The organism is Achromobacter sp. ACM02, assembly GCF_014851605.1.
GTDB classification, from domain to species: domain Bacteria; phylum Pseudomonadota; class Gammaproteobacteria; order Burkholderiales; family Burkholderiaceae_B; genus Achromobacter; species Achromobacter aegrifaciens.
In genome coordinates this window covers 71,565-97,622 of sequence record NZ_JACUZY010000003.1, presented here as the reverse complement: position 1 = coordinate 97,622, position 26,058 = coordinate 71,565, and the positions used below count along the sequence as shown (strand labels likewise).

Here is a 26,058-nt window from a genome sequence, read left to right as displayed (position 1 = left end):
CGGCTTGTGAGCACCACGGTCCATCAGGCATTCCGCGACACCGCGGCCCGCTACGGCGCCCAGCCCTTCCTGTGCATCCTGCCGGAAACGGCCCAGGCCTATGGCATCGCCGCAGGCGAACTAAGCTACGCCCAGGCCGCCGAGTCCATCGAGGCCCTGCGCGCGGCCTATGCGCGCGCCGGCTACGGCCACGGCCACCGCGCCGGCCTGCTGCTGGAGAACCGCCCCGCGTTCTTCCTGCACTGGTTCGCGCTGAACGCCCTGGGCGTGTCGGTGGTGCCCATCAACCCCGATCTGCGCGCAGCGGAACTGGAATACCTGACGGGGCATTCCGAGATCGCTTTGGCCGTTGCCCTGCCCGAACGCCACGCCGACCTGCTGGCCGCGGCAGAACGCGCCGGCCGCGAACTGTGTGTGATGGGACCGGACGACACGCCGCCCGCCGCGCCCTTTGCGGCACCGCTGGCGGGCAGCGAGCCCGATATCCTGACCGAATGCGCCCTGCTCTATACCTCCGGCACCACCGGACGACCCAAGGGCTGCATCCTGCCCAACCGCTATTTCCTGCATGCCGGCGGCTGGTACGCGCGCATCGGCGGCTTGTGCGAACTGCGCCCTGGCCAGGAACGCATGCTGACGCCGCTGCCCCTGGTCCACATGAACGCCATGGCGTACTCGGCCATGGCCATGCTCCTGACCGGCGGCTGCCTGATTCCGCTGGACCGCTTCCATCCCAAGACCTGGTGGGACAGCGTGCGCGATTCCGGCGCGACGGTGCTGCACTACCTGGGCGTCATGCCCGCCATCCTGATGAAGGCCGAACCGTCCGCACGGGATAAGCAGCCCGCCATCCGCTTCGGTTTCGGCGCGGGAGTGGACCGCAAGCTGCACCAGCCCTTTGAAGAACGCTTCGGCTTTCCGCTGCTGGAAGCCTGGGCCATGACCGAAACTGGCGCGGGCGCCGTCATCATCGCCAACCATGAGCCGCGCCACATCGGCAGCAGCTGCTTCGGCCGCGAGGAAGAAGACGTGCTGGTGCGCATCGTCGCTGATTCCGGCTTGGAAGCCGCCGCCGGCGAACCGGGCGAATTGCTGGTGCGCCACGCCGGCGATGACCCGCGCTACGGATTCTTCGCCGGCTACCTCAAGGACCAGGACGCGACCTCCCAGGCCTGGGAGGACGGCTGGTTCCATACCGGCGACATCGTGCGCCGCGACGCCGACGGCGCGCTGCGCTTCGTGGACCGCAAGAAGAACGTCATCCGCCGCAGCGGCGAGAACATCTCCGCAGTGGAAGTCGAAAGCGTGCTGCTGCAGCACCCGCTGGTGAAGGCCGTGGCGGTCGCCGCCGTGCCCGACGCCGTGCGCGGCGACGAAGTGCTGGCCTGCGTGGTGCCCGAAAGCCTCCCGGCCGAGGGCGTCGCAATGGCCGAGGCCGCCCGCAGCATCGTGCAATGGAGCCTGGAGCAGCTGGCCTATTACAAGGCCCCCGGCTACGTCGCCTTCGTCGACAGCCTGCCGCTGACCACCACCAACAAGATCCAGCGCGGCGAAATGAAAGCCCTGGCGCCCACGCTGCCCGGCACGGCCCGCTGCGTGGACACCGGCCACATGAAGAAGCGCCAGGAGCCCGCGCGATGAACCGCCTGGGCTATGACGGCGTGGTGGCGGCCCTGCCCGTCACGATTCCGTATGAACGCTATTCCACCCATGCGGCCCACTGGTGGCTGGGACGGGCGCTGGGCGCGCTGATCCGCCAGGCCGGTATCGCCAAGACCGAGGTGGACGGCCTCTGCGTGTCCAGCTTCACCCTGGCGCCCGACACCGCCGTCGGCCTGGTGCAGCACCTGGGCATGAGCCCGCGCTGGCTGGACCATATCCCCATGGGCGGCGCCAGCGGCGTGGCCGCCTTGCGCCGCGCGGCCCGCGCCGTGCAGGCCGGCGACGCCAGCATCGTGGCCTGCATCGCAGGGGACACCAACCACGTGGACTCGTTCCGCAACACGGTCAGCCAGTTCTCGCGCTTCGCGCAGGACGCGGTCTACCCCTATGGCGCAGGCGGCCCCAACGCCAGCTTCGCGCTGCTGACCGCCAACTACATGCGCGCGACCGGCGCCACCCGCGAGGACTTCGGCAAGCTTTGCGTAGCGCAGCGCGACAACGCCCTGCGCTATCCGCACGCGCTGATGAAGAAGCCGTTGACGCTCGCCCAGTACCTGGACGCCCGCGTCATCACCGACCCGATACACCTGTTCGATTGCGTGATGCCCTGCGCCGGCGCCGACGGCTTCCTGGTCATGAGCGAAGACCGGGCGCGGGCGCTGAACCTGCCCTACGCCCGCATCCTCTCCACCATCGAACGCCACAACGCCTGGATCGAGGACCCGATCCAGACCCGCGGCGGCTGGACCGTGGACCTGGACGAACTCTACGGCCAGGCCGGCGTCCAGCCCGGCGACATGGATTTCCTGCAGGCCTACGACGACTATCCCGTCATCAACCTGATGCAGATCGAAGACCTGGGCTTCTGCCCGAAGGGCGCGGCCCCCGACTTCGTGCGCAACAACAGCTTCACCGTGGACGGCAGCTTTCCCTTCAACACCAACGGCGGCCAATTGTCCGTGGGCCAGGCCGGCGCCGCCGGCGGCTATCTGGGCATGGTCGAAGCGCTGCGCCAGTTGAGCGGCACGGCCGGCGGCACGCAGGTGGCCGACGCCCGCCTCGGCATGGTGAGCGGCTTCGGCATGATCAATTACGACCGCGGGCTGTGCACGGCCGCGGCCATCCTGGGGAGCCACGCATGACCGAACCCTTGGCCAAGCCGCCCCGCAAGAACCCGATCGCCCGCACCCGCCAGCCGACGCTGCCGCCGGGCTGGCGCAGCCGCAGCGCGCTTGGGCTGACCGCCGCCGCAGCCGAGGGCCGCTTCGACCTGCAGACCTGCGCCGATTGCGGCGCGGTCCAGTATCCGCCCCGCGAAGTCTGCGGCCATTGCCTGTCCGAGCATCTGCCCTGGCGGCCTGCCGATCCCGGCGGCGTGCTGCTGGTCAGCACCACCCTGCATCACAGCAACGACCTGTATTTCCGCGAACGCCTGCCCTGGCGCGTGGGCACGGTGCGCATGACTGCCGGCCCATCCGTGGTGGCGCATGTGCACCAGGACTGCGCCGACGGCGACCGCGTGCGCCTGGCGCTGAAGCTGGACCGCAGCGGCCAGGCCGTGATGATCGCCCTGCCTGAAAGGAATACGCCCAACATGGAAGACGACAAGACCCTGCGCGAAACCTCTTGCGATCCGAAGTTCCGCCGCGCGCTCGTCACCGACGGCAAGTCGGCGGTGGGCCAGGCCGTGGCGCGCGCCCTGCTGGACGCCGGCTGCCCGACCGTGTTCCTGGGCGACCCGCAAGCCTGGAAGCGCGACGCCGCCTACGCGGCCCTGGCGGCAGACCCGCGGGTGCAGGCGGTGGTGCTGGACGTGACCGATACCGATTCAGTCGAGCGCGCCGCCGCCTCCATCGGCGGCAAGGTCGAGATCCTGGTGAACACCGCCGACCTGGAACGCGAAGGCGGGCTGCTGAACCGCAAGGACGTGAACACGGCGCGCGACGCCATGGACGTGAACGTGCTGGGGCTGATGCGCCTGGCGCAGAGCTTCGGCCCGGCCCTGTGCGGACGCGCGGCGGACGGCGTGAACAGCGCCACGGCCTGGGTCAACGTGCTGTCCATCTACGCCCACATGAACCTGCCGTCGCGCGGCATGTGGTCGGCGTCCAAGGCGGCTGCGCTGTCCCTGGCGCAATGTCTGCGCGCCGAGATGCGCGGCGCGGGCGTGCGGGTGGTGAACGTGTTCCCCGGGCCGGTGGATCACGAATGGGAGCAGCGCACGCCGCCCCCGCGCGTGGCGCCTGCCGCGATCGCGGCCGCCATCGTGCGCGCGCTCAAGGACGGCATCGAGGACGTCTACGTCGGCGATGTCGCGCAGGAATTCCGCGCCCGGCTGGCGGAAAACCCCAAGGGACTGGAACGGGAGCTGGGAGCCTGACGGCCCGCCGCCCCGACAACGTACGAACCTAGAGGAACAGCACATGAGCCAAAACATTCTTGCCCAATTCATGGCCGAACTGATGTCCGGCCGCATCCGCGTGGTGGACCTGACCGAAACGCTGACGCCGGAATTCCCGACCATCGTGCTGCCGCCGGAATTCGGCCAGGCCTGGCCGTTCCGCATCGAGGAGATCTCGCGCTACGACGAGCGCGGCCCCGCCTGGTACTGGAACAACTTCTCGTGCTCCGAACACACCGGCACCCACTTTGACGCGCCGGCCCACTGGGTCACGGGCAAGGACCAGCCGGACAACACCGTCGACACCATTCCGGTGGAAGCCTTCATCGCCAGCGCCTGCGTCATCGACTGCTCGGCCGAGTCGCGCGACAACCCCGATTTCCTGCTGACCATCGACTTCGTGAAGAAATGGGAAGAGCAGCATGGCCGCATTCCCGCGCGTTCCTGGGTGCTGATGCGCACCGACTGGTCCAAGCGCGCCAAGCCCGCCGATTACCTGAACCAGCAGGAAGACGGGGCGCACTCGCCCGGCCCGGACGCTGAAGTGGTGCCCTGGCTGATCAAGGAACGCGACGTGCACGGTTTCGGCACCGAGTCGGTCGGCACCGACGCGGGCCAGGCGCAGCACCTGGATCCCCCCTATCCTTGCCACTACTACATGCATGGCAACAACCGCTACGGCCTGCAATGCATGACCAACCTGGACCAGCTGCCGCCCACCGGCGCGGTGATCTTCTCGGCGCCGCTCAAGATCCGCAGCGGCTCGGGCAGCCCGCTGCGCGTGCTGGCGCTGGCGCCCAAGGCCTGAGCAGGCCGCCCCAGAGCCGGCCTCACGACAACGACAACAGGGGGATACCCATGACGCACACCAACGTCGCCATCGTCACCGGCGGCAGCGCCGGCATCGGCGCCGAAATCTGCCGCAGCATGCTGGACGCGGGCTACGAAGTGATTTCCATGGCGCGCCGTGCCGCCGACTTCAGCCACCCGCGCCTGCACAACGTGCAGGTGGACCTGCTGGACGCCGAGGCCACCGCGCAAGCGGGCGCCGAAGCCGCTGCCAGGTTTCCCATCAGCCACGTCATTCACAACGCCGGCGTCATCTGGCCCAACCTGCTGCCGCAGGTCACGCAGGAAGAACTGCACGGCCTGACCCAGATCCACCTGGGCGCGGCCATCAGCCTGGTGCAGGCCGCCCTGCCCGGCATGCAGGAGCGCAAGTTCGGCCGCATCGTGATGATGTCCTCGCGCGGCGCACTGGGCCTGCCGACCCGCACTGCCTATTCGGCCACCAAGGCCGGCATGGTGGGCATGGCGCGCACCTGGTCGCTGGAGCTGGCGCCTTATGGCATCACGGTCAACGTGGTGGCTCCCGGTCCGATCCAGACCGACATGTTCTACGAGGTGATCGAGCCCGGCAGCGAGCGCGAAAAGCAGCTGGCGGCCGGCATACCGGTCAAGCGTCTGGGGCGTTCCGACGACGTGGCGCGCGCCGTCATGTTCTTCTCGGATCCCGCCAACAGCTTCGTCACCGGCCAGACGCTGTTCGTCTGCGGCGGCGCCAGCGTCAGCTCCATCACCATCTGAACACGCGTCGCGCGAGCCCGCTTCGGGTTTTGACGGATAGGTAAGCACTGCGGACCAGGTCTACAGTGCGAGCCTGCGCACAGAAAGTTTAAGCAACAAGTATTAAAGCAAACCAAGCAAGCACAGAAGTACCCGTTTTCTCCGTTTTCCAGCCGCACCCCCACCCTGCTCCCTATCCGGAGGTTTTGCCATGCTGTCGAAGAAACTCCCCCTGGCCGCTGCCGCCGCGGTAGCCGCGCTGTTCGCCCTGCCCGCCCTGGCCCAAGTCAAGGTCGGCGTCGTCACTTCATCCACCGGCCCGACGGCCCTGGTGGGGATTCCCCAGAAGAACACCGTGCCGCTGCTGCCGAAGAAAATCGGCGACCTGACCGTGGAATACATCTCGCTGGATGACGCCAGCGATTCCACCAACTCGGTGACGGCCTTCAAGAAGCTGATCTCGGAGCAGAACGTGGACGCGCTGATCGGCCCGTCGGGCTCGCCCAACGCCATGGGCGTGATCCAGTTCGCGGCGGAAGCCGGCGTGCCGATGCTGGCGCCCGTGGGCACCGCCGCCGTCGTGCTGCCCATGAACGACCAGAAGAAGTGGGTCTTCAAGACCACGCAGAACGACGACATCATTGCGCGCGCGCTGGTCGACCACATGGCCAAGACCGGCATCAAGACTGTCGGCTTCATCGGCCTGAACGATCCCTACGGCGAGAACTGGTACAAGGTCTTCTCGGGCATGGCCGCCGAAAAGGGCATCAAGATCGCCGCCAACGAACGCTACCTGCGCTTTGACAGCTCGGTCACGGGCCAGGCGCTGAAGATCCTGGCCGCCAAGCCGGACGCCGTGCTGGTGGCCGCCCCCGGCGCCGCCAGCGTGCTGCCCCAGACCACCCTGTTCGACCAGGGCTACAAGGGCAAGTTCTACCAGACCCACGGCGCGGCCCTGCCCGACTTCCTGAAGCTGGGCGGCAAGAAGGTCGAAGGCACGGTGCTGGCCGCCAGCCTGATGCTGGTGCTGCCGGAAATGCCGGACAGCAACCCGTCCAAGAAGGTCGCTTCGGACTACATCGCCGCCTACGAAAAACTCAACGGCTCCAAGCCCGCCACCTTCGGCGCCAACGTCTATGACGCCGGCCTGCTGCTGGAGAAGGCCGTGCCGCTGGCGGAAAAGGCCGGCAAGCCGGGCACCAAGGAGTTCCGCAACGCGCTGCGCGATGCGCTGGAACAGACCAAGGAGCTGGTTGGCACGCAAGGCGTCTACAACATGACGGCCGCCGACCACAGCGGCTTTGACGACCGCGGCCGCGAGCTCATCACCGTCAAGGACGGCGCCTGGACATTGGTGAAATAGTCCCCCCCCGAAGCGCTGCGCGCTTCCCCCCCAGGGGGGCATGCCTGCGGACCGGCAGAGCCCGGCTCCGCGGCATCCCGCTAGGGATGCACAGAGCCTGCTTCGTGGCATCTCGATCGAATGCGCAGAGTCGGCTCCGCGGCATCCCGATAGGGTGCGCAGAGTTTGCTTCCGTAGGCGCGCAGATAGGGGGTGATGTGCCTGGCTTGCTTGTCTGTCTTACCCGGAATTTCGCATGAATGCTCAGATTGCCCTGATACTCGGGCAGGACGGCATCACCAACGGCGCCATCTATGCGCTGCTGGCCTTGTCCATCCTGCTGGTCTTTACCGTCACCCGCGTGCTGTTCATCCCGCAAGGCGAGTTCGTCGCGTTCGGCGCGCTCACCATGGCCGCGTTGCAGGCCGGCAAGCCGGTGCTGCTTGTGTGGCTGCTGTTTGCCTTCGCGCTGGCCGAGGTCGGCGCCGATCTGCTCGCGCGGCGCAAGCGCCCCGGGCGCAACCGCGGCGTCTGGCGCATGGCGGTCAAGGTGGCCTATCCGCTGGTGCTGGCCGCGCTGTTCTACAACCTGCCGCTGGCCCAGCTGCCGATGGCGGCGCAGGCGCTGCTGACGCTGCTGCTGCTGGTGCCGATGGGACCGCAGCTGTACCGCTTGTTCTACCAGCCCATCGCGTCGGCCTCGACGCTGGTGCTGCTGATCGTCTCCATTGCCGTGCACCTGGCGCTGGTGGGCCTGGGGCTGCTGGCCTTCGGCGCGGAAGGCGCGCGCACGGCGCCCTTCAGCGACGCCAGCCTGGCGCTGGGGCCGTTGAACGTCAACAGCCAGGCGCTGTGGGTGGTGGCGGTGTCGGCCTTGCTCATCGTCGTGCTCTACCAGTTCTTTGAACGCTCGATGTACGGCAAGGCCCTGCGCGCAGCCGCCTTCAACCGGCTGGGCGCGCGGCTGATGGGCATTTCGCCGATCTTCGCCGGCAAGGCCACGTTCTTCCTGGCTGCGCTGATCGGCACGGTGTCGGGCATCCTGATTGCGCCCATCACCACCATGTACTTCGACTCCGGCTTCATGGTCAGCCTGAAGGGCTTCGTGGGCGCCATCATCGGCGGCCTGGTGAGCTATCCGCTAGCCGCGGCCGGCGCCATCCTGGTCGGCCTGATCGAAGCCTTCTCCTCGTTCTGGGCCAGCGCCTACAAAGAAATCATTGTGTTCACGCTGATCATCCCCGTGCTGCTCTGGCGTTCACTGAAAAGCCATCACGTCGAGGAAGAAGACGAATGAACCCGCGCCACATCCTCTTCGCATTCCTGGCGCTGCTGGCCCTGGCGCCGCTGGCGCTGCCGCCGTTCTACGTCACCTTGCTGAACTACATCGGCCTGTACGCCATGGTGGCGCTGGGCCTGGTGCTGCTGACCGGCGTCGGCGGACTGACGAGTTTCGGGCAGGCCGCGTTCGTGGGCGTGGGCGCCTACACCACGGCGTTGCTGACCACCCGCTCGGACACGCTGCCGTCCTGGCTGGCATGGCTGGGCGCATCGCCCTGGCTGACCCTGCTGGCGGGGCTGTTGCTCACGCTGGTCATCGCTTACCTGCTGGGCGCGATCACGCTGAAGCTGTCGGGGCATTTCCTGCCACTGGGCACCATCGCCTGGGGCCTGTCGCTGTACTTCGTCTTCGGCTCGGTGGAGGGCCTGGGCGGCCACACCGGCATCCCGGACATTCCCGCCATCAACCTGTTCGGCTGGACGCTGAACCAGGGCGACAACATCTACTACCTGATCTGGGCCTTCCTGCTGGTGGCCGTATGGTCCACGCAGAACCTGCTGGATTCGCGCGAGGGCCGCGCCATCCGGGCGCTCAAGGGCGGCCGCGTGATGGCCGAATCGATGGGCGTGGATACTGCGCGCTCGCGCATGGTGATCTTCATCATCGCCGCGCTGCAGGCCTGCGCCTCGGGCTGGCTGTACGCGCACATGCAGCGCTTCGTGAACCCCAACCCCTTCGGCCTGCAGATGGGCATCGAGTACCTGTTCATGACCGTCATCGGCGGCGCGGGACAGGTCTGGGGCGCGCTGGTCGGCGCGGGCGTCTTCACCGTGCTCAAGCAATGGCTGCAGGACTGGATGCCCAAACTGCTGGGCCAGACCGGCAACTTCGAGGTGATCGTATTCGGCTTCGGCATGGTGCTGCTGCTGCACCGCGCCCGCAGCGGCCTGTGGCCGGTGCTGACGCGCTGCGTGCCGGTGAAGAAGCAACAGCGCAAGCTGGACATGAACGCCGAGCCGCTGCCGCGCAAGCCCATGCCGCCGCGCGGCGAGGTGGTGCTCAAGGCCGTGGACGTGACCCGCAAGTTCGGCGGCCTGGTCGCCAACAACGCCATGAACCTGGAAATCCGCGCCGGCGAAATCCTGGCGCTGATCGGGCCCAACGGCGCGGGCAAGAGCACCATGTTCAACCAGATCTCGGGCGTGGACACGCCGACTTCCGGCACGGTGACGCTGCTGGGCCATTCCGTGGCCGGCGTCGGCGCGCGCCGCATCGCGCGGCTGGGCCTGTCGCGCACCTTCCAGCACGTGCGCCTGCTGGGCCGCATGAGCGTGCTGGAGAACGTGGCCATCGGCGCGCATCTGCGCGGCCATCGCGGCGTGCTGCCTGCCGCCTGGCGGCTGGACCGCGCCGAGGAAGCGCGCCTGCTGGCCGAAGCCGCCCGCCAGGTCGAGCGCGTGGGCCTGGGCAAGCATCTGCACGACGAGGCCGGCTCGCTGGCCCTGGGACAGCAGCGCATCCTGGAAATCGCCCGCGCGCTGGCGTCCGACCCCTGCATCCTGCTGCTGGACGAGCCCGCCGCCGGCCTGCGCTACCAGGAAAAATGCGAGCTGGCCGAATTGCTGAAGAAGCTGCGCGCCGAAGGCATGGCCATCCTGCTGGTGGAGCACGACATGGACTTCGTGATGGGCTTGGTGGACCGCGTGGTGGTCATGGACTTCGGCGAAAAGATCGCCGAAGGCCTCCCCGCCGAGATCCAGAACAACCCCGCGGTGCTTGAAGCCTATCTGGGCGGAGTGGAATGATGAGCGCGAAACTGCTGGAAGTGCGCGACCTGCGCGTGGCCTACGACAAGGTCGAGGCCGTCTCGGGCGTCAGCCTGGAAGTAGGCGAAGGCCAGATCGTGACCGTGATCGGCCCCAACGGCGCCGGCAAGACCACCTTGCTGTCTGCCATCATGGGCGTGCTGCCGTCCAGCGGCCGGATCGTCTTTGGCGGCAAGGTCCAGGAGCATGCCGAGATCGAGGAAATGGTGGCGGCCGGCATGAACCTGGTGCCTGAGAAGCGCGAGCTGTTCGCCGAGATGACGGTGGAAGACAATCTGATGCTGGGCGCGTTCCACCGCTTCCGCAGCGGCCTGCGCGACCAGGACCAGACGTTGGCCGAGGTCTATGAACTGTTTCCGCGCTTGAAGGAGCGCCGCGCCCAGCTGTCCGGCACGCTATCCGGCGGCGAACGCCAGATGCTGGCGGTGGGCCGCGCGCTGATGGCCAAGCCCAAGCTGCTGATGCTGGACGAGCCCAGCCTGGGCCTGGCGCCGCGCATCGTGCGCGAAGTGTTCCGCATCGTCACGCGCTTGCGCGAGATGGGCGTGTCCATCCTGCTGATCGAACAGAACGCCCGCGCCGCGCTGCAGGTGGCGGACTATGCCTATGTGCTGGAAACAGGCGCCGTCACGCTGGAAGGCCCGGCCGCCCAGGTGGCGGAAGACCCGCGCGTGGTCGAGGTGTATCTGGGACTGGGGCACGGAGCCCCTGCCTCAACGCCCGCCTGAAACGCCGGCAGAAGCCTGCCAAGGGCCTGCCAGCTTGGCAGGCTTCAGGCCACGCCGCGGCGTCTGTCGCGGCGGTACATGGCATAGCCCAGCGGCCACAGGGCCGCGACCATGAACTTCGCCATGGGATTGGTCAGCTTGTAGGCTTGCACCGCCGTCGGCACGCCGGAATGCTTCAGATGCAGCCGAAAGCGCGTGTAGCGGATCGCGGCCATGATGAATTCGCGCGGCCGGTAGCGGAAGAATTCCAGGTGATGCTGCAACACGTCCCAGGCCAGCAGGTACAGGCCTTGGGCATTGTTGCCCACGGAAACCGCGCCCTGGCTCAGGCCGCCGGGCGTGTCGTGGTAAGTCCGCACCACGCGGTTGATGAAGCGGCTGAGATACCCCGCCCGCGCAATCGCCCACCACACCAGGCTTTCGGGCACAAAGCCCGCGACATCCTCGGGGAAGGGGTACTTCCTGAGAATGTCGGTGCGCATACAGCCGAATTTCTCGCCTTTGATGCGATAGCGGAAATAGACATCCACCGCCGTGCTGTCGAACACGTCCTGCGGATAGCGGTCGCCGACGATGCTGCCATCGGGACGCGCACACAGGCCCGTCACGGCCACGTAGGATTCGCGCCGCGCCGGCGGAATGCTGTCCCAGGCCTCCTTGAATGTGGCCAGGGCATCGGGCGGCATTTCGTCGTCGCTGTCCAGCGCGACGATGAGTTCGCCGCGCGCCTCGCGCACGCCACGGTTGAAGGCGGTTTTCTTGTGGCGGTTGTTCTGCCAGAAATAACGGATGGGAAAATCGGCGCGCGCCTGCCAGTCCAGGATCGATTCGTGGGTGTTGTCGGTGGAACCGTCGTCCACCACGACCCATTCGAAATCCCGGAAAGTCTGCCGGGAAAGGGATTCATATACCCGGTGCAGCGTGCCCGCCCGATTGTAGGTGGGCGTTAAAACAGTGAATAAAGTTGGTGTGTCGGTCATGCCCACTGAGCCCCTTTGCGATGCGTCGAGCAAGCGCTGCGGTCTTGGTTTTGGTGTTTTCGCCTGAAGTTTAGGGGATATGCTCGCGCGTACCGGCCCCGTCGGCCTCAAATTTGCAATCAAATCTGACAAAAACTGCAATTCGCGGGACTTCGCGAAGCCGTAGTTGCCTTGGGACGCACTCCGTAGTGGCGTACACTCGGGCGGCCAAAATCGGAATGCCTATGGAAGCTTCGACCGTCCAGCTCAATGACATCGCCTTGTTCGTGGAGGTTGCCAAGCGCAAGAGCTTCAGCCTGGCGGCGCGCGCGCTGAACATGCCGACCTCGACTTTATCGCGCCGCATCAACGAGTTGGAGCGCGCCATCGGCCTGCGGTTGATCAACCGCAACACGCGCCGCCTCGACCTCACCGAAGCCGGCGCGGCCTATATGCGGCGCTGCCAGGGCCTGATCGACGAAGCCAGGTTGGCGCACGAGCAGCTGCAATCCCTGTCCGGCGGCCCGTCCGGCAACCTCCGGGTATCCATGCCCTACAGCCTGGCGATCTGGCTGTTGCCAGAAACCATCAATGATTTCACCGACCGCTATCCGGAAGTGGAATGCGAGTTCGACCTGAGCATGATGACGGCCTCCGACGCGCAAGGCACGCCGTTCGACATCGTGCTGCGCTTTGGCAGCAACGCGGATTACCCGCTGGCGTCGGCCAGCGCCGCCGATCTGAATGGCAACCGGGGCATGCACAGCGGGGCGGTCGTGCAGGAGCTGGTCTCCCTGAACAACTACCTGTATGCCTCCGACCGCTACCTGGAACGCTACGGCGAGCCCAAGACGCCGGCGGATCTCACCCAGCACCAGTGCCTGCGCACCACCATCGACGAGGCGCATTCGCACTGGACGCTGCGCCGCGGCGCGGTCAGCGAACGCGTGCCGGTCAGCGGCCACCTGGCGGCCAACAACATGAGCATCGCGGGCACCCTGGCGGGCCTGGATCTGGCGATCACGCGCATGCCGCATTGCCTGGCGCTGGAGCCCATCATCAGGCGCAATTCGCTCAAGCGGGTGCTGCCAGGCTGGTCGGTGGATCCGATCTCGATCTACGTGGTGTATCCGTCCAGCATCCAGCCGGCCAAGACCCGGGCCTTCATGGACTTCATCCGGCCCAAGCTCGGTCCGCCCCAGGACAAGAAATAGGCTGGCCCCCGCAGGACAAAAAAAAAACCGCTCGGCGCACCGAGCGGTTTTTTTGATCTGGCCGAGCCTGGGCTGCGGCCGGACGCGTCACTTAGACGCGCTTGATCTTTTCCAGCATCTTGAAAACGCCCTTGGGCGACGTGACGAACAAGCGCTTGAAAGCCTTGCCCAGGCAACGACGTTCCAGGGTGTTGCGACGCACGCGTTTGCGTTCAGCCATGTTGATTCTCCTGTTGAATTTGCGGAAATGTTGCCCGCACAACCGGAAACTGGGCTGGCGGAAAATTCAGGTAACTTGGCATTTTAGCCTGAAATGCCCTGACGGCGCCAGCGACGGAAAAATGCGGCGTTTCCGCCACGTTCGCGCCTGACGCAATCAAAATGCGGGACGGAACGCCGCCCCAGTCAGCCTGAATAGGCGCCCGCACCCGTCCACGCCCCTCCTGCAATCAGCCGGAAAGGCTCTTCAGCCGCTCCAGCACCTGTTCCTTGCGCGGCAGCGGATCCACCGCGCCATAGCCCAGCGTGGACAAGGCCGCCGCGGCATTGGCGTAACGCACGGCGTCTTCCCAGGAGTCTCCCAGGCAACGGCGCGCCAACAGGCTGCCGGCGAAGCAGTCGCCCGCGCCGGTCGCGTCCACCGCATCCACGCGCAAGGCGGCCACGGGTACGCGGCGCTGGCCGTCGTCAATGATGGAGCCGTCCTTGCCCAGCTTCAGCACCACCACGCCGGTGGCGCCGGCATCGCGGATCCAGTCCAGCGTGCGTTCCGGATCGTCGTTGCCAGTGAGATGCTGCATATCGTCCATGCTGGGCAGGAACAGGTCGGCCGTGCGCATGGTTTCGCGCAGCACGGCGCGGGCGCGGTCCACCGGCCACAGGCGCAGCCGCAAGTTCGAATCCAGGCTGACCTGGACGCCGGCCGCGTGCGCGCGCTCGATGGCGGCGAACACGGTGTCGCAGGCGCTGGTGCTGATCGCCAGGCTGATGCCCGACACGTGCAGGTAGCGGGCGCGTTCGATCAGGCCCGAGTCCAGGCTGGCCGGCGTCATCAGGCTGGCGGCCGAGCCGCGGCGCAGGTAGCTGAAGGCATGGCCGTCGGGGCCGTGCTGCACGAAGTACAAGCCGGTGTGGGCCTGCTCATCCACCTGCACGCCGGAGGTATCCACGCCCTCGGTCTGCCACAAGTCCAGGAACTGCTGGCCAAAGGCGTCGTTGCCGACACGCGTCAGATAGGCGCAGCTTGCGCCCTGCCGCGCGGCTGCGATGACGGCGTTGGAGGTGTCGCCGCCAAAGCCCTGCAGATACTGGCGCTGGTCCTGATGCGTCTGGTTCAGTTCGACCAGCGGCTCGCCCAACGCGACGATATCGAAATCAGCCATGGGCGGCCTCCCGGGTGCGAACGATCTGCGCCACCAGCGCGGCGGTGTCGCGGGCAGCGAAGGCCGCCTTGTCATAGAGGTTGCTGCCGATGCCGACGATGGCGGCGCCGGCGGCGAAGTACGAGCCCATGTTGTCCTGGGTGACGCCGCCCGTGGGGCAGAAAATGGTATCCGGATACACCGACTTGAGCGCGGCCAGGTGCTTGGGGCCGCCGGTGTCTGCGGGGAATATCTTCACCACGTCCACGCCCGCGCGGCGCGCCGCCAGCACTTCGGTGGGGGTAAAGGCGCCCAGCAGGCAGAGCGCGTCGGCCGCATGCGCCAGGTCGACGATGTCGGTGGCCAGCGCCGGCGACACGAGGAAGTCCGCGCCCGCGACCAAGGCCTCGCGCGCCTGGTGCTCGTCCAGCACCGTGCCCACGCCCAGCAGCAGCGCGCTGCCGTGCTTGTCGCGCAGCGCCCGCAGCAGGTCGGTGACGCCGGGGATGGTCCAGGTCAGTTCCAGCGTGGTGCAGCCGGCGGCCACCGCGACTTCGGCCGCATAGGCGGCGGTGGCGGCGTCCGTGTAGCGCAGCACGGGGACGACCCGGGAGGCCAGGAGGGTGGAGAGCTTGGAGGCAAGAGGGGCAGCGGTTGCGGTCATGGCATTCCTTGGGGGCAGACGGTCAGGCGCCGCCGGGCGATACCGGCAGGACGGCGAGTTTGGCCGCGGCGGCATCGCGCAGCCGCAGCAAGGGTTCGATATAGGCGGCTTGCGGGTCTTCGCGCCGCCGGAACAGCAGGGTACTGACGCTGACGCCCGCGACGGGCCGTCCGGCCGCGTCGCACAAGGCTACGCCGTAGCAGACGATGCCAGCTTCGTTTTCCTCGTCGTCCGTGGCGTAGCCGCGGGCGGCGGCCGCGTCCAGCACGGCGCGCAGTTCGGGCAGGCTGGTCACGGTGCCGGGCATGCGGGCAGTCAGCGGCAATTCGCGCAAGAGGCGTTCCCGCGAGGCTGGATCCAGCGCCGCCAGGTAAGCCTTGCCGACCGCGCTGGAATGCAGCGCCACGCTGGCCCCGACGCGCGAGGCCATGCGCACCGGCCCGGGGCTTTCCAGCTTGTCGATATAGGTCATCTCGTGTCCGGCAGGCACGGCCAGGTGCACGGTTTCGCCGGTTTCATCGCGCAGGGCCTGCAGGTCGGGCGCCAGCGCCGCGCGCAGGTCGAACTGCGACCAGGCCCGGCTGGCCAGCGACATCAGGCGCGGCCCCAGGCGGTAGGCGCCGCCGGTTTCGGCCACCATGCCTTGTTCGGCCAGCGCCGCGACGATGCGGTAGACGGTGGGCCGGGGATAGCCGCAGCTGCGCGCCAACGACGCGGCCGTGGGCGGCTGGGGCGCATCCGCCACCGCCTGCAGCACCGTCATGAATTTGGCGAACGCCGCGGCGCCCGGGACCTTGGTTTCCAGCAAGTTTGTCTCCAGCTAATGGCCATATGCCTTTAGCAGTGAATCTGCAGAACGTGCAACGCCGACAGCGCGAATTTCAGACGAATCTGCGATACTGTTTATTTGTACAGCTAGTGAGTTCTTGTTTTGTCCATATATTGGACTCATGACTCACAATATAGTCAATTATTCCATATCGCCGCGCTCGGAACCAGCGATGGGTTGTCGCTCGGGCAGGCCTCTCCCCTCAGGCTACGATACCGTCCATGAGCTCCCAAATTCGCATCGTTGGCGCCCGCCAGAACAATCTCAAGAACCTGGACCTGACCATCGCCACCGGCGAACTCGTCGTCGTGACCGGCGTGTCGGGGTCCGGCAAAAGTTCGCTGGCCTTTGACACCCTGTACGCCGAGGGGCAGCGGCGTTATGTGGAAACTTTCTCGCCCTATGCGCGCCAGTTCCTGGACCGCATGGACAAGCCGCAGGTGGACCGCATCGAAGGCATCCTGCCCGCCATCGCCATCGACCAGACCAATCCGGTGCGCAGCTCGCGCAGCACGGTCGGCACGATGACGGAACTGAACGACCACCTGAAGCTGTTGTTCGCGCGCGGCGCCAAACTGTATTGCCGCGGGTGCGGCAAGGTGGTGCGGCGCGACACGCCGGATTCCGTGTACCACTCGCTGGCCGAACGCGCCGCCGCCGCCGGCGATCCGCGGCTGGTGGTGACTTTTCCCATTGCCGTTCCCGCCAACTTCACCGAAGAGGAAGTGCGCGGCTTCCTGGAGCAGCAGGGCTACACCCGCGTGCACGCCGAGGAAAACGCCGCGCCGCGCACAGCCGCCCCGGCCAAGGGCTCCAAGAAGGCCAAGGCCGCAAAAGGCAGCACTGAATCACGCCGCATCCTGCACGTGGTGCAGGACCGCTTCCGCTTCGCCGGCACCGAACGCGAACGCATCATGGAAGCGCTGGACACGGCGCTGCGCATGGGCGCCGGCCACCTGGCCGTGTACGTCATGGACGCCGAGGGCGGCAACGCCCACATCTGGAAGTACAGCGACCGCCTGCATTGCGCCGACTGCGACATCGAATACACCGATCCCCTGCCCAGCAGCTTCTCGTTCAACTCGCCCCTGGGCGCATGCGAGGCCTGCCGCGGCTTCGGCCGCGTGATCGGCATCGATTTCGGCCTGGTCATTCCGGACGAAAACAAGACCCTGCTGGAAGGCGCCATCAAGCCCTGGACCACGCCGTCGTACAAGGAATGCCAGGACGAACTTCAGAAATACGCGCCCAAGGCCGGCGTGCCGCTGGGCGTGCCCTGGAAAAAAATGAGCGAAGAGCACAAGCGCTGGGTGCTCTATGGCACTCCCGACTGGAAGGGCGGCAACGACGCCTGGAAGCACCAGTGGTACGGCGTGCAGCGCTTCTTCGACTGGCTGGAAACCAAGGCCTACAAGATGCACGTGCGCGTGCTGCTGTCCAAGTACCGCAGCTACACGCCCTGCCCCACCTGCAATGGCGCGCGCCTCAAGCCCGACGCGCTGCTCTGGCGCCTGGGCACCAAGGAAGAAGCCGACACCGTGCTGCCGCCGGAAGACGGCCGCTACAAGCGCTTCATGCCGGTGAGCGCCAACTGGAGCCGCGAGCAGCTCGACAACCTGGGCGGCCTGTCCATCCATGACGTGATGCTGCTGCCCATCGAACGGGTGCGGACCTTCTTCGACACGCTGTCGTTCTCAGGCGCGCTGGACGCCGCCACCGACTTGCTCATGACCGAGGTGCGCGCGCGCCTCAAGTTCCTGTGCGACGTGGGCCTGGGCTACCTGACGCTGGACCGCCAGAGCCGAACGCTTTCTGGCGGCGAAGTGCAGCGCATCAACCTGACCACGGCGCTGGGCACCTCGCTGGTAAACACCCTGTTCGTGCTGGACGAACCCTCCATCGGCCTGCACCCGCGCGACATGCACCGCGTCGTCGAAGTCATGCACCGGCTACGCAACGCCGGCAACACGCTGGTGGTGGTGGAGCACGATCCGCAGGTCATGGTCGCCGCGGACCGCATCATCGACATCGGCCCCGGCCCCGGCGAACGCGGCGGCCAGATCGTCTTCGACGGCACGCCGGCCCAGCTGCGCTCGGCGCGCACGCTGACGGGCGACTACCTGGGCGGCCGCCAGCGCGTGGAAGCGCCGCGCCCCATGCCGGTGGCGGCGAACACGCCGCGCCTGCTGCTGGAAGGCGTCAGCGCGCACAACCTGAAAGACGTTTCCGTCGAGCTGCCGCTGGGCCGCCTGGTCTGCGTGACCGGCGTGTCCGGCTCGGGTAAGTCCACGCTGGTGCAGGACGTGCTCTACCCCGCCCTGCTCAAACAGAAGGGCAAGCCATCGGAAGCGCCGGGCGCCTTCGAGCGCCTGCTGGGCGCCGAACAGATCGCCGATGTGGTCATGGTGGACCAGACCCCTATCGGCAAGACCGCGCGCTCCAACCCGGCCAGCTATGTGGGCGCGTTCGACGCGATCCGCAAGCTGTTCGCCCAGGCACCGCTGGCGCGCGAGCGCGCCTACACGTCCGGCACGTTCAGCTTCAACGGCGGCGACGGCCGCTGCCCCACCTGCGGCGGCACCGGCTTCGAACACGTGGAAATGCAGTTCCTGTCGGACGTGTACCTGCGCTGCCCGGACTGCGACGGCAAGCGTTTCCGCCCGGAAGTGCTGGAAGTGCGCGTCGAGCATCTGGGCAAGAGCGCGTCCATCGATGAAGTGCTGGAGATGACGGTCAGCGAGGCGCTGGACTTCTTCAAGGGCCTGCGCGACGTGCAGACGGGCCTGGCGCCGCTGGCCGACGTGGGCCTGGAATACGTGCGGCTGGGCCAGCCCGTGCCCACCCTGTCGGGCGGCGAGGCTCAGCGCCTGAAGCTGGCCGGCCACTTGGCCGAAGCCGCACGCAGCGGCATCTCCACCGCCAAGGTCGCCAAGAAGGGCAGCCTGTTCCTGTTCGACGAGCCCACCACCGGCCTGCACTTCGACGATGTGGCGCGACTGATGCGCGCGTTCCGCAAGTTGCTGGCCGCCGGCCACACGCTGCTGGTGATCGAGCACAACCTGGACGTGATCCGCGCGGCGGACTGGCTGATCGACCTGGGCCCCGAAGGCGGCGACGCCGGCGGCCTGGTCATCGGCACCGGCACGCCACAGGACCTGATGGACAACCCCAAATCGCATACGGGCGCCGCCCTGCGCGACTACGAAGTCAGCATCCTGCCGGCCGACGTGGTGGTAAGCACCGACGCCGACGCGCAGGAAGTCGAGCAGGCCGGCCTGACGGCCCGCATCGCCGAGCCCGGCGAAACCTACAACGCGGACGTCGGCCGCCCATTGCAGTCCCTGATGCGCGAGCGCCGCCAGGCCAATATGGCGATCGAAATCCGCAATGCGCGCGAACACAACCTGAAGAACGTAAGCGTGGAAATCCCGCGCGACAAGTTCACCGTCATCACCGGCGTGTCCGGTTCGGGCAAGTCCACGCTGGCCTTCGACATCCTGTTCAACGAAGGGCAGCGCCGCTACCTGGAATCGCTCAACGCCTACGCCCGCGCCATCGTGCAGCCGGCCGGCAAACCGGACGTGGACGCCATCTTCGGCATCCCGCCCACGGTCGCCATCGAGCAGCGCACCAGCCGCGGCGGACGCAAGTCCACCGTGGCAACGATGACTGAAATCCATCACTTCCTGCGCCTCTTGTACGTCAAGCTGGGCACGCAATACTGCCCGGATTGCAACGTGGCGGTGGAGCCGCAGAACACCGACCAGATCGTGGCGCGTCTGCTGCGCGAGCACAAGGGCGTGCACATCGGCCTGCTGGCGCCGCTGGTCACGGCCCGCAAGGGTTACTACACGGACCTGGCCAAATGGGCCGGATCCAAGGGCCACTCGCACCTGCGCGTGGACGGCGAGTTCATTCCCGTCGCGCCCTGGCCGCGCCTGGACCGCTACAAGGAACACACCATCGAACTGCCGATCGCGGACGTGGTCGTGGATCCGGCCAACGAGGCCGAGCTGCGCGCGGCGGTCAAGAACGCGCTGGAAAACGGCCAGGGCGTGATGTCCGTGGTCTGGCCTGTGAACAAGCTGCACGAGGCGCTGGACAGCGACCTCCAGCAGCAGCACTTCTCGGTCAAGCGCGCCTGCCCGTCCTGCGGCACCAGCTTCCCCGAACCGGATCCGCGCCTGTTCTCGTACAACTCCAAGCATGGCTGGTGCACGGGCTGCTACGGCACCGGCCTGCAGCTGCAAGGCTTCGATGAAGAGCAGACCGGCGAGGAAACCGCCTGGAACGCGTGGTACGAAGGCGAGGCCAAGGTCTGCACCCAGTGCGATGGCGACCGCCTGAATCGCGTGGCCCGCGCCGTGCGCTGGCGCGACAAGTCCATCGCCGAACTCGCCTCGCTGCCGGTGTCGGACGCGCATACCTTCTTCACCGGACTGGTGGCGCGCGGCCGCGAAGGCGAGATCGCCCGCGACATTCTGACGGAAATCCGCGGACGCCTGAACTTCATGCAGGAAGTGGGCCTGAACTACCTGGCGCTGGACCGGGCCGCGCCGACGCTGTCCGGCGGCGAAGCGCAGCGCATCCGCCTGGCCGCGCAGCTGGGCTCCAACCTGCAGGGCGTCTGCTACGTGCTGGACGAGCCGACCATCGGCCTGCATCCGCGCGACAACCGCATCCTGCTGGACGCGCTGGCGCGCCTGGAAGGCAACGGCAACACGCTGGTGGTGGTGGAGCACGACGACGACACCATCCGCCGCGCCTCGCACATCATCGACATCGGTCCGGGCGCGGGCATCCGCGGCGGCCGCGTGGTGGCCCAGGGCAGCGCGCAGGACCTGATCGAAGCGCCCGAATCGGTCACTGGCCGCTACCTGGCCAAGCCCTTGCAGCATCCTCTGCAAGGCCGCCGGCCGGTCGAGGCCGACACGCCCATGATCGAGATCAAGGGTGCGCGCCTGCACAACCTGCGCAGCGTGGACGCGAAGATCCCGGTCGGCCGCCTGAGCGTGGTGACCGGCGTGTCGGGCTCGGGCAAGTCCACGCTGGCGCGCGAAGTGCTGCTGGACAACCTGATGCAGGCCGTGTCGCAAGGCAAGGCGCCGGGCTGGGCCGGCTGCGACAGCATCAAGGGCTGGGAAGCCATCGACCGCGTGCTGGAAGTGGACCAGACCCCTATCGGCAAAACGCCGCGCTCCTGCCCGGCCACCTATGTGGGTTTCTGGGACGACGTGCGCAAGCAGTTCGCCGACACCCGGGAATCGCGCATGCGTGGCTGGACCGCGGCGCGCTTCTCGTTCAACACCGGCGACGGCCGCTGCCCGATCTGCGAAGGCCAGGGCATGCGCACCATCGAGATGAACTTCCTGCCGGACGTGAAGGTGCCTTGCGACGCCTGCAACGGCGCGCGCTTCAACAACGACACCCTCAGCGTGCAGATGCGCGGCAAGAACGCCGGCGAACTGCTGGCCATGGAAGTGGACGACGCCATCGGCTACTTCGCCGCGCATCCCAAGATCCATCGTCCCCTGCAGCTGATGCAGGACGTGGGTCTGGGCTACCTGACGCTGGGGCAGCCCTCGCCCACGCTGTCAGGCGGCGAAGCGCAGCGCATCAAGCTGGTGACCGAGCTGTCCAAGGCCCGTCTCACCGACGGTCTGATCAAGACCGGCCGCGCCTCGCGCATCCCGCATACGCTGTACGTGCTGGACGAGCCCACCGTCGGCCTGTCGATGGCCGATGTGGAAAAGCTGATCCACGTGCTGCACCGGCTGGTGGAAGCCGGCAATACTGTGGTGGTGATCGAGCACAACCTGGACGTGATCGCCGAAGCCGACTGGCTGCTGGACCTGGGCCCCGAAGGCGGCACGGGCGGCGGCAAGCTGGTGGGCGAAGGCTCGCCCGAACACGTCATGACCCTGAGCGACCATTCCCATACCGGGCGGGTCCTGAAGGAATTCCTGGCACATCAACAGCAGTAAGAAGCATGGAATGTCGCTTTGAAGACCGGCTGGCCGGCCGCGCGCTGCGATTCGAGGGCTTGTGCTCGCGGATCGAGGCGCGCTGCGCCGCCGAGGTCGCCCCGGCCCTGGCCGCCATCGAGGCGCAGCGACGGCAGGGGCGCTGGATCGCCCTGTTGCTGGACTACGAACTGGGCGAATGGCTGTTGCCCGAAGCCGCATTGGCGCCGCCCGCCGGCCCCTGGACGCCGCCGCGCGACGACGGCAGGCCACGCCTGACGGCGCTTGCATTCGAAAGCAAGCACGACGAAGCGCCCTGGGACGCGCCGGATGCAGACAGCGCGCCAGCCGCCATCAGCCTGCCCACGCCGCGCATGACCGAGGTCGACTACGTGCGCCAGATCGAAGCCATCCGCGGCCTGATCGGCGACGGCGAGCTGTATCAGGTGAACTACACCCAGCCGCTGGACCTGCAATTCCAGGGCGACGCGGCCACCCTGTACCGGCGCATCGCCGCCCGCAACCCAGTGGCGCACGGCGCGTTCATCCAGGACGGCGAACGCACGGTGCTGTCGTTTTCGCCCGAACTGTTCGTGCGCCGCGACGGCCCGCGCCTGACCACGCGCCCGATGAAGGGCACGGCCCCGCGCGACCCCGATCCGGCCGAGGACGAACGGCTGGGCCAGGCGCTGCTGGCCAGCAAAAAAAACCGCGCCGAAAACCTGATGATCGTGGACCTGCTGCGCAACGATCTGGGCCGGCTGGCCGAGCCAGGCTCGGTGCGGGTCGACGCGCTGTTCTCGCTGGAGCGCTATCCCACCGTCTGGACCATGACGTCCACAGTGTCGGCGCTGGCGCCGCACGCCTCGCTGGAAGAGGTGCTGTGCGCGCTGTTTCCCTGCGGCTCCATTACCGGCGCCCCCAAGGTCGCGGCCATGCGCCGCATCCGCCAGATGGAAACAGCGCCGCGCGGCCTGTATTGTGGCAGCATCGGCTGGCTGGCGCCGGACGGCGACTTCTCGCTGAACGTCGCCATCCGCACCCTGGTGCTGGACCACACCGGCCACGGCATCTATAGCGTGGGCGGCGGCATCGTGCACGATTCCGACCCGGCCGAGGAATGGCAGGAATGCCATTGGAAGGCCCGGATCTTGCGGGCCTGAGGCCACAGTCCGGATGTCCGGCGCCCCTGCGCGCCGGCCGCCATCGGTAGTAGGATAGAGCGCGGCCGCAGCGCGCCTTTACGCCAGGAGAGTCCCATGCAACCCGAACTGATCGAGACCATCCTGGTCGATGCCGAACGACGCGTGCCACTGCTGGGGCGCCACCTCAAGCGTCTGGAAGCGTCCTGCAAGGCCCTGGGCTACGGCTGGGGAGGCCGGGCCGTCGAAGCCGACATCATGATCACCGCGCTGGGCCTGGCCACGCCGGGGCCGCACCGGCTGCGCCTGCTGGTGGCGCGCGACGGCAGCCGCAACATCCAGACCGCGCCGCTGCCGCCCCTGCAACCCGCACAGGAAGCCATGCTGGCGCCCGAAGCGCTGCGTTCATCCGAACCGCTGCTGCGCTACAAGACCACCTACCGCCCCTGGTACACCAAGACCATCGAATGGCTACCGTCGCATCCGCACATCTTCGATCTGCTCTACCTGAATGAGCGCGGCGAACTCTGCGAAGGCAGCCGCAGCAACGTTTATCTGCGCCTGGATGGCGACTGGTACACGCCGCCCGTGGACAGCGGCTGCCTGCCCGGCGTGCAGCGCGCCGAACTGCTCGAAACGGGCAAGGTGGAAGAACGCGTCCTGACCCTGGCCGACCTGCATGCCGCCGAGGAAATCCGCCTGTCCAATGCGCTGCGCGGCTGGTTTCCGGTAACGCTGCGCGACACTTAATCCGCAAACTCGTCGACCACCACCTGCCGCAGCCACTGGTTGGCGGGCTCGCGGTGGTTGCGGGCGTGCCAGAACACATTGATGACGGACTCCGGGATCTTCACCGGACAGGGCGCGGTTGCCAGGCCGAACGGACCGCAGGCGCAGTCGGCAAAGCGCTGCGGCACCACGGCAATCATGTCGGTGGCGGCCAGCACCGGCCCCACCGCAATGAAGTGCGGCACCGTCAGGCGCAGGCGCCGCCGGATGCCGGCCTGCCCTATCACCTGGTCGACCACGCCGTGGCCGGTGCCTTCCGAGGCGATGGCCACGTGCTCGGCCGCGCGGAACTGCCGCGCCGAGACCCCGGTGCGCGCCAGCGGATGGTCGCGGCGGAAGATGCACACATAGGGCTGGCGGAACAGCAGCCGCTGGAAGAAGCCGCTCTTCAAATCGGGCAGGAAGCCCATGGCCAGATCGATGCGGCCGCGCTCCATCTCGTCCTTCACGTCGATCGAGGTGGTGCGCACGGTGCGCACCGTGACGCCGGGCGCGGCGCGGTCCAGCGCGCGCATCAGCCGCGGCAGGAAATAGGTCTCGCCCACGTCGTTCACGCCGATCACGAAGGCACGACCGCTATGCGCGGGGTCGAACGCGGCGCGCGCGTTCAGGGTGCTATGCAGCGCCTCCAGCGCGGCGGCGATGGGCTGCGCCAGATCCTGCGCGTAAGGCGTGGGCACCATGCCGCGCGAGGTCCGCAGGAACAGCTCGTCGCCCAACAGCTTGCGCAGCCGGCCCAGCGCATTGCTGACGCCCGGCTGCGAGATGCCCAGGCTCTCGGCCACGGCCGACACCCGGCCGTGCTTGCGCAGTTCGTTGAAGACGACCAGCAGGTTCAGGTCCACGTCTTGCAGGTTCATGGGCTGTCTCCACCAATATTGATTCTGGTGATTTATCTCATCAAGAAGATTCTATTTATTTATTTCACCTTCTGCCCGATGATGCAAAAAACGCCAGCGCCCATGCCGCGCCGGCTCTGCTGGATCGAGCCCGCGGTCCGCCGAACCAAGGAGACACGCCATGCGTACCTGTACGCTGTCCGCCGCCGCGCCCTGTCGCCGGAGCGGATCATGAACGCCCCCGAGCAGCCCATCCAATTCGCCCCGCGCTGGCAGGACGACGGATCCCACCGCATCCCCTTCGGCGTCTACACCGACGCCGCCCTGCATCAGCGCGAAATGGAGCGGTTCTTCTACCGCGCGCACTGGAGCTACGTGGGCCTGGAAGCCGAGATCCCGAACCCGGGCGACTTCAAGCGCACTGCGGTGGGCGAACGCTCTGTCATCTTGCTGCGCGACAACGACGGCCAGGTGCGCGTGGTGGAAAACGTGTGCGCCCACCGCGGCGTGCAGTTCTGCCGCGAACGTTCGGGCAACCGCAGCGAATTCGTCTGTCCGTACCACCAGTGGAACTACGACCTGCAGGGCAATCTGATCGGCGTGCCGTTCCGCCGCGGCGTCAAGCAGGACGGCAAGGTCAACGGCGGCATGCCGCCCGACTTCAACCCGCAAGAGCACGGCCTGACCAAGCTGGCCGTGGCCTGCCGCAACGGCGTGGTGTTCGCCTCGTTCGACCACGACGTCGAGCCGCTGGAGGATTATCTGGGGCCGGACATCCTGCATTATTTCGACCGCGTCTTCGACGGCCGCGAACTGGTGATCCACGGCTACAGCCGCCAGCGCATCCCCGGCAACTGGAAGCTGATGCAGGAAAACATCAAGGATCCGTATCATCCGGGCCTGCTGCACACCTGGTTCGTCACCTTCGGCCTGTGGCGGGCCGACAACCGCTCCGAGCTGAAGATGGACCGGCACTTGCGCCACGCCGCCATGATCTCGACGCGCGGCCAGGGCGGCAAGGGCAGCGTGACCAGCGGCGTGTCCAGCTTCAAGGAGCAGATGTCGCTGAACGACGACCGCTTTCTCGACATCGTGCCGGAGCCCTGGTGGAACGGCCCCACCGCCGTGCTGATGACGCTATTTCCCAGCGTCATCATCCAGCAGCAGGTGAACTCGCTGTCCACGCGCCACATCCAGCCAGTGGGCCACGACGCCTTCGACTTCGTCTGGACGCACTTCGGTTTCGCCGACGACACGCCCGAGATGACGCGCCGCCGGCTGCGCCAGGCCAACCTGTTCGGCCCGGCGGGCTTCGTGTCGGCGGACGACGGCGAGGTCATCGAGTTCTCGCAATCCGGCTTCGAACAGAAGCCCTGGCACCGCAGCGTGGCGGAACTGGGCGGCAAGACCGCCGAAAACACCGACCACATGGTCACGGAAACGCTGATCCGCGGCATGTACGCGTATTGGCGTCGGGTCATGGAGGCCTGA

At 67.3% G+C, this 26,058-nt stretch carries 20 protein-coding genes; 14 read left to right on the top strand and 6 right to left on the bottom strand.

The features are described 5' to 3' along the window. Window positions 1–6 precede the first annotated feature (6 nt). The 9 genes from IB258_RS09275 to IB258_RS09235 all read left to right on the top strand — a co-directional run bounded on the left by IB258_RS09275 (window position 7) and on the right by IB258_RS09235 (window position 10,807). Window positions 7–1,641, top strand: coding sequence for an AMP-binding protein (locus IB258_RS09275; protein ID WP_192352504.1), 1,635 nt, complete (start codon window positions 7–9; stop codon window positions 1,639–1,641). Beyond that, on the top strand, window positions 1,638–2,804 hold the full coding sequence (locus IB258_RS09270) for a thiolase family protein (RefSeq protein ID WP_192352503.1): 1,167 nt from the start codon (window positions 1,638–1,640) through the stop codon (window positions 2,802–2,804). Before IB258_RS09275 ends, IB258_RS09270 begins: the two co-directional genes overlap by 4 nt. Then, window positions 2,801–4,042 carry an SDR family NAD(P)-dependent oxidoreductase gene (locus IB258_RS09265; RefSeq protein WP_192352502.1) on the top strand — a complete coding sequence of 414 codons (1,242 nt, stop codon included), beginning with the start codon at window positions 2,801–2,803 and terminating at the stop codon, window positions 4,040–4,042. The genes IB258_RS09270 and IB258_RS09265 overlap by 4 nt, the downstream gene beginning before the upstream one ends. 43 nt (window positions 4,043–4,085) lie before the next feature. After that, window positions 4,086–4,871, top strand: coding sequence for a cyclase family protein (locus IB258_RS09260; RefSeq protein WP_054457398.1), 786 nt, complete (start codon window positions 4,086–4,088; stop codon window positions 4,869–4,871). Window positions 4,872–4,921: 50 nt separating this feature from the next. Then, window positions 4,922–5,650, top strand: coding sequence for an SDR family NAD(P)-dependent oxidoreductase (locus IB258_RS09255; protein ID WP_059371593.1), 729 nt, complete (start codon window positions 4,922–4,924; stop codon window positions 5,648–5,650). A gap of 190 nt (window positions 5,651–5,840) precedes the next feature. Then, window positions 5,841–6,992, top strand: coding sequence for an ABC transporter substrate-binding protein (locus IB258_RS09250; RefSeq protein ID WP_054457402.1), 1,152 nt, complete (start codon window positions 5,841–5,843; stop codon window positions 6,990–6,992). Window positions 6,993–7,227: 235 nt separating this feature from the next. Continuing rightward, a complete protein-coding gene (locus IB258_RS09245; protein ID WP_119449705.1) occupies window positions 7,228–8,268 on the top strand; it encodes a branched-chain amino acid ABC transporter permease in 1,041 nt (346 codons plus the stop codon). Beyond that, on the top strand, window positions 8,265–10,058 hold the full coding sequence (locus IB258_RS09240; protein ID WP_175159411.1) for an ATP-binding cassette domain-containing protein: 1,794 nt from the start codon (window positions 8,265–8,267) through the stop codon (window positions 10,056–10,058). The genes IB258_RS09245 and IB258_RS09240 overlap by 4 nt, the downstream gene beginning before the upstream one ends. Next, window positions 10,058–10,807: an ABC transporter ATP-binding protein gene (locus IB258_RS09235; protein ID WP_054457408.1), complete on the top strand. Its 750-nt coding sequence runs from the start codon at window positions 10,058–10,060 to the stop codon at window positions 10,805–10,807. Before IB258_RS09240 ends, IB258_RS09235 begins: the two co-directional genes overlap by 1 nt. A 44-nt stretch (window positions 10,808–10,851) precedes the next feature. Here IB258_RS09235 and IB258_RS09230 read toward each other — a convergent pair whose 3' ends face one another. After that, window positions 10,852–11,787, bottom strand: coding sequence for a glycosyltransferase family A protein (locus IB258_RS09230; protein WP_054457409.1), 936 nt, complete (start codon window positions 11,785–11,787; stop codon window positions 10,852–10,854). A 224-nt stretch (window positions 11,788–12,011) separates the two neighbouring features. Between IB258_RS09230 and IB258_RS09225 the strand changes: the two genes are divergently transcribed. Beyond that, window positions 12,012–12,980, top strand: coding sequence for a LysR family transcriptional regulator (locus IB258_RS09225; protein WP_054457411.1), 969 nt, complete (start codon window positions 12,012–12,014; stop codon window positions 12,978–12,980). Between the two features lie 91 nt (window positions 12,981–13,071). On the opposite strand, the gene IB258_RS30495 is transcribed toward IB258_RS09225, so the two are convergent. The 4 genes from IB258_RS30495 to IB258_RS09210 all read right to left on the bottom strand — a co-directional run bounded on the left by IB258_RS30495 (window position 13,072) and on the right by IB258_RS09210 (window position 15,813). Continuing rightward, window positions 13,072–13,200, bottom strand: a complete 129-nt coding sequence (locus IB258_RS30495; RefSeq protein WP_255423380.1) for a hypothetical protein — start codon at window positions 13,198–13,200, stop codon at window positions 13,072–13,074. A gap of 229 nt (window positions 13,201–13,429) precedes the next feature. Then, window positions 13,430–14,362, bottom strand: a complete 933-nt coding sequence (locus tag IB258_RS09220; RefSeq protein WP_175181117.1) for a sugar kinase — start codon at window positions 14,360–14,362, stop codon at window positions 13,430–13,432. Next, entirely contained in the window at window positions 14,355–15,005 is a 651-nt protein-coding gene (locus IB258_RS09215; RefSeq protein WP_054457415.1) for a bifunctional 4-hydroxy-2-oxoglutarate aldolase/2-dehydro-3-deoxy-phosphogluconate aldolase, read from the bottom strand. Before IB258_RS09215 ends, IB258_RS09220 begins: the two co-directional genes overlap by 8 nt. 22 nt (window positions 15,006–15,027) lie before the next feature. Beyond that, window positions 15,028–15,813 carry an IclR family transcriptional regulator gene (locus tag IB258_RS09210; protein WP_054457416.1) on the bottom strand — a complete coding sequence of 262 codons (786 nt, stop codon included), beginning with the start codon at window positions 15,811–15,813 and terminating at the stop codon, window positions 15,028–15,030. A gap of 242 nt (window positions 15,814–16,055) precedes the next feature. On the opposite strand from IB258_RS09210, the gene uvrA reads away from it, so the two are divergent. From uvrA to IB258_RS09195, 3 genes are all read left to right on the top strand, one after another. Then, on the top strand, window positions 16,056–21,818 hold the full coding sequence (gene uvrA, locus IB258_RS09205; RefSeq protein WP_192352501.1) for an excinuclease ABC subunit UvrA: 5,763 nt from the start codon (window positions 16,056–16,058) through the stop codon (window positions 21,816–21,818). Window positions 21,819–21,823: 5 nt separating this feature from the next. Next, window positions 21,824–22,960, top strand: coding sequence for an aminodeoxychorismate synthase component I (locus IB258_RS09200; protein WP_192352500.1), 1,137 nt, complete (start codon window positions 21,824–21,826; stop codon window positions 22,958–22,960). A 96-nt stretch (window positions 22,961–23,056) separates the two neighbouring features. Further along, entirely contained in the window at window positions 23,057–23,689 is a 633-nt protein-coding gene (locus IB258_RS09195; RefSeq protein WP_054457422.1) for an aminotransferase class IV family protein, read from the top strand. Here IB258_RS09195 and IB258_RS09190 read toward each other — a convergent pair. Beyond that, window positions 23,686–24,588, bottom strand: a complete 903-nt coding sequence (locus IB258_RS09190) for a LysR family transcriptional regulator (RefSeq protein WP_054457424.1) — start codon at window positions 24,586–24,588, stop codon at window positions 23,686–23,688. The genes IB258_RS09195 and IB258_RS09190 overlap by 4 nt on opposite strands. Window positions 24,589–24,798: 210 nt before the next feature. On the opposite strand from IB258_RS09190, the gene IB258_RS09185 reads away from it, so the two are divergent. Continuing rightward, window positions 24,799–26,058, top strand: a complete 1,260-nt coding sequence (locus IB258_RS09185; RefSeq protein ID WP_054457613.1) for an aromatic ring-hydroxylating dioxygenase subunit alpha — start codon at window positions 24,799–24,801, stop codon at window positions 26,056–26,058.

What these genes read in the sequence shown, in the direction of transcription:
- IB258_RS09270 (WP_192352503.1), top strand. Translation starts at nt 1,638, where the DNA reads ATGAACCGCCTGGGCTATGACGGCGTGGTGGCGGCCCTGCCCGTCACG.
- IB258_RS09265 (WP_192352502.1), top strand. Translation starts at nt 2,801, where the DNA reads ATGACCGAACCCTTGGCCAAGCCGCCCCGCAAGAACCCGATCGCCCGC.
- IB258_RS09260 (WP_054457398.1), top strand. Translation starts at nt 4,086, where the DNA reads ATGAGCCAAAACATTCTTGCCCAATTCATGGCCGAACTGATGTCCGGC.
- IB258_RS09255 (WP_059371593.1), top strand. Translation starts at nt 4,922, where the DNA reads ATGACGCACACCAACGTCGCCATCGTCACCGGCGGCAGCGCCGGCATC.
- IB258_RS09250 (WP_054457402.1), top strand. Translation starts at nt 5,841, where the DNA reads ATGCTGTCGAAGAAACTCCCCCTGGCCGCTGCCGCCGCGGTAGCCGCG.
- IB258_RS09245 (WP_119449705.1), top strand. Translation starts at nt 7,228, where the DNA reads ATGAATGCTCAGATTGCCCTGATACTCGGGCAGGACGGCATCACCAAC.
- IB258_RS09240 (WP_175159411.1), top strand. Translation starts at nt 8,265, where the DNA reads ATGAACCCGCGCCACATCCTCTTCGCATTCCTGGCGCTGCTGGCCCTG.
- IB258_RS09235 (WP_054457408.1), top strand. Translation starts at nt 10,058, where the DNA reads ATGAGCGCGAAACTGCTGGAAGTGCGCGACCTGCGCGTGGCCTACGAC.
- IB258_RS09230 (WP_054457409.1), bottom strand. Translation starts at nt 11,787, where the DNA reads ATGACCGACACACCAACTTTATTCACTGTTTTAACGCCCACCTACAAT.
- IB258_RS09225 (WP_054457411.1), top strand. Translation starts at nt 12,012, where the DNA reads ATGGAAGCTTCGACCGTCCAGCTCAATGACATCGCCTTGTTCGTGGAG.
- IB258_RS30495 (WP_255423380.1), bottom strand. Translation starts at nt 13,200, where the DNA reads ATGGCTGAACGCAAACGCGTGCGTCGCAACACCCTGGAACGTCGTTGC.
- IB258_RS09220 (WP_175181117.1), bottom strand. Translation starts at nt 14,362, where the DNA reads ATGGCTGATTTCGATATCGTCGCGTTGGGCGAGCCGCTGGTCGAACTG.
- IB258_RS09215 (WP_054457415.1), bottom strand. Translation starts at nt 15,005, where the DNA reads ATGACCGCAACCGCTGCCCCTCTTGCCTCCAAGCTCTCCACCCTCCTG.
- uvrA (WP_192352501.1), top strand. Translation starts at nt 16,056, where the DNA reads ATGAGCTCCCAAATTCGCATCGTTGGCGCCCGCCAGAACAATCTCAAG.
- IB258_RS09200 (WP_192352500.1), top strand. Translation starts at nt 21,824, where the DNA reads ATGGAATGTCGCTTTGAAGACCGGCTGGCCGGCCGCGCGCTGCGATTC.
- IB258_RS09195 (WP_054457422.1), top strand. Translation starts at nt 23,057, where the DNA reads ATGCAACCCGAACTGATCGAGACCATCCTGGTCGATGCCGAACGACGC.
- IB258_RS09190 (WP_054457424.1), bottom strand. Translation starts at nt 24,588, where the DNA reads ATGAACCTGCAAGACGTGGACCTGAACCTGCTGGTCGTCTTCAACGAA.
- IB258_RS09185 (WP_054457613.1), top strand. Translation starts at nt 24,799, where the DNA reads ATGAACGCCCCCGAGCAGCCCATCCAATTCGCCCCGCGCTGGCAGGAC.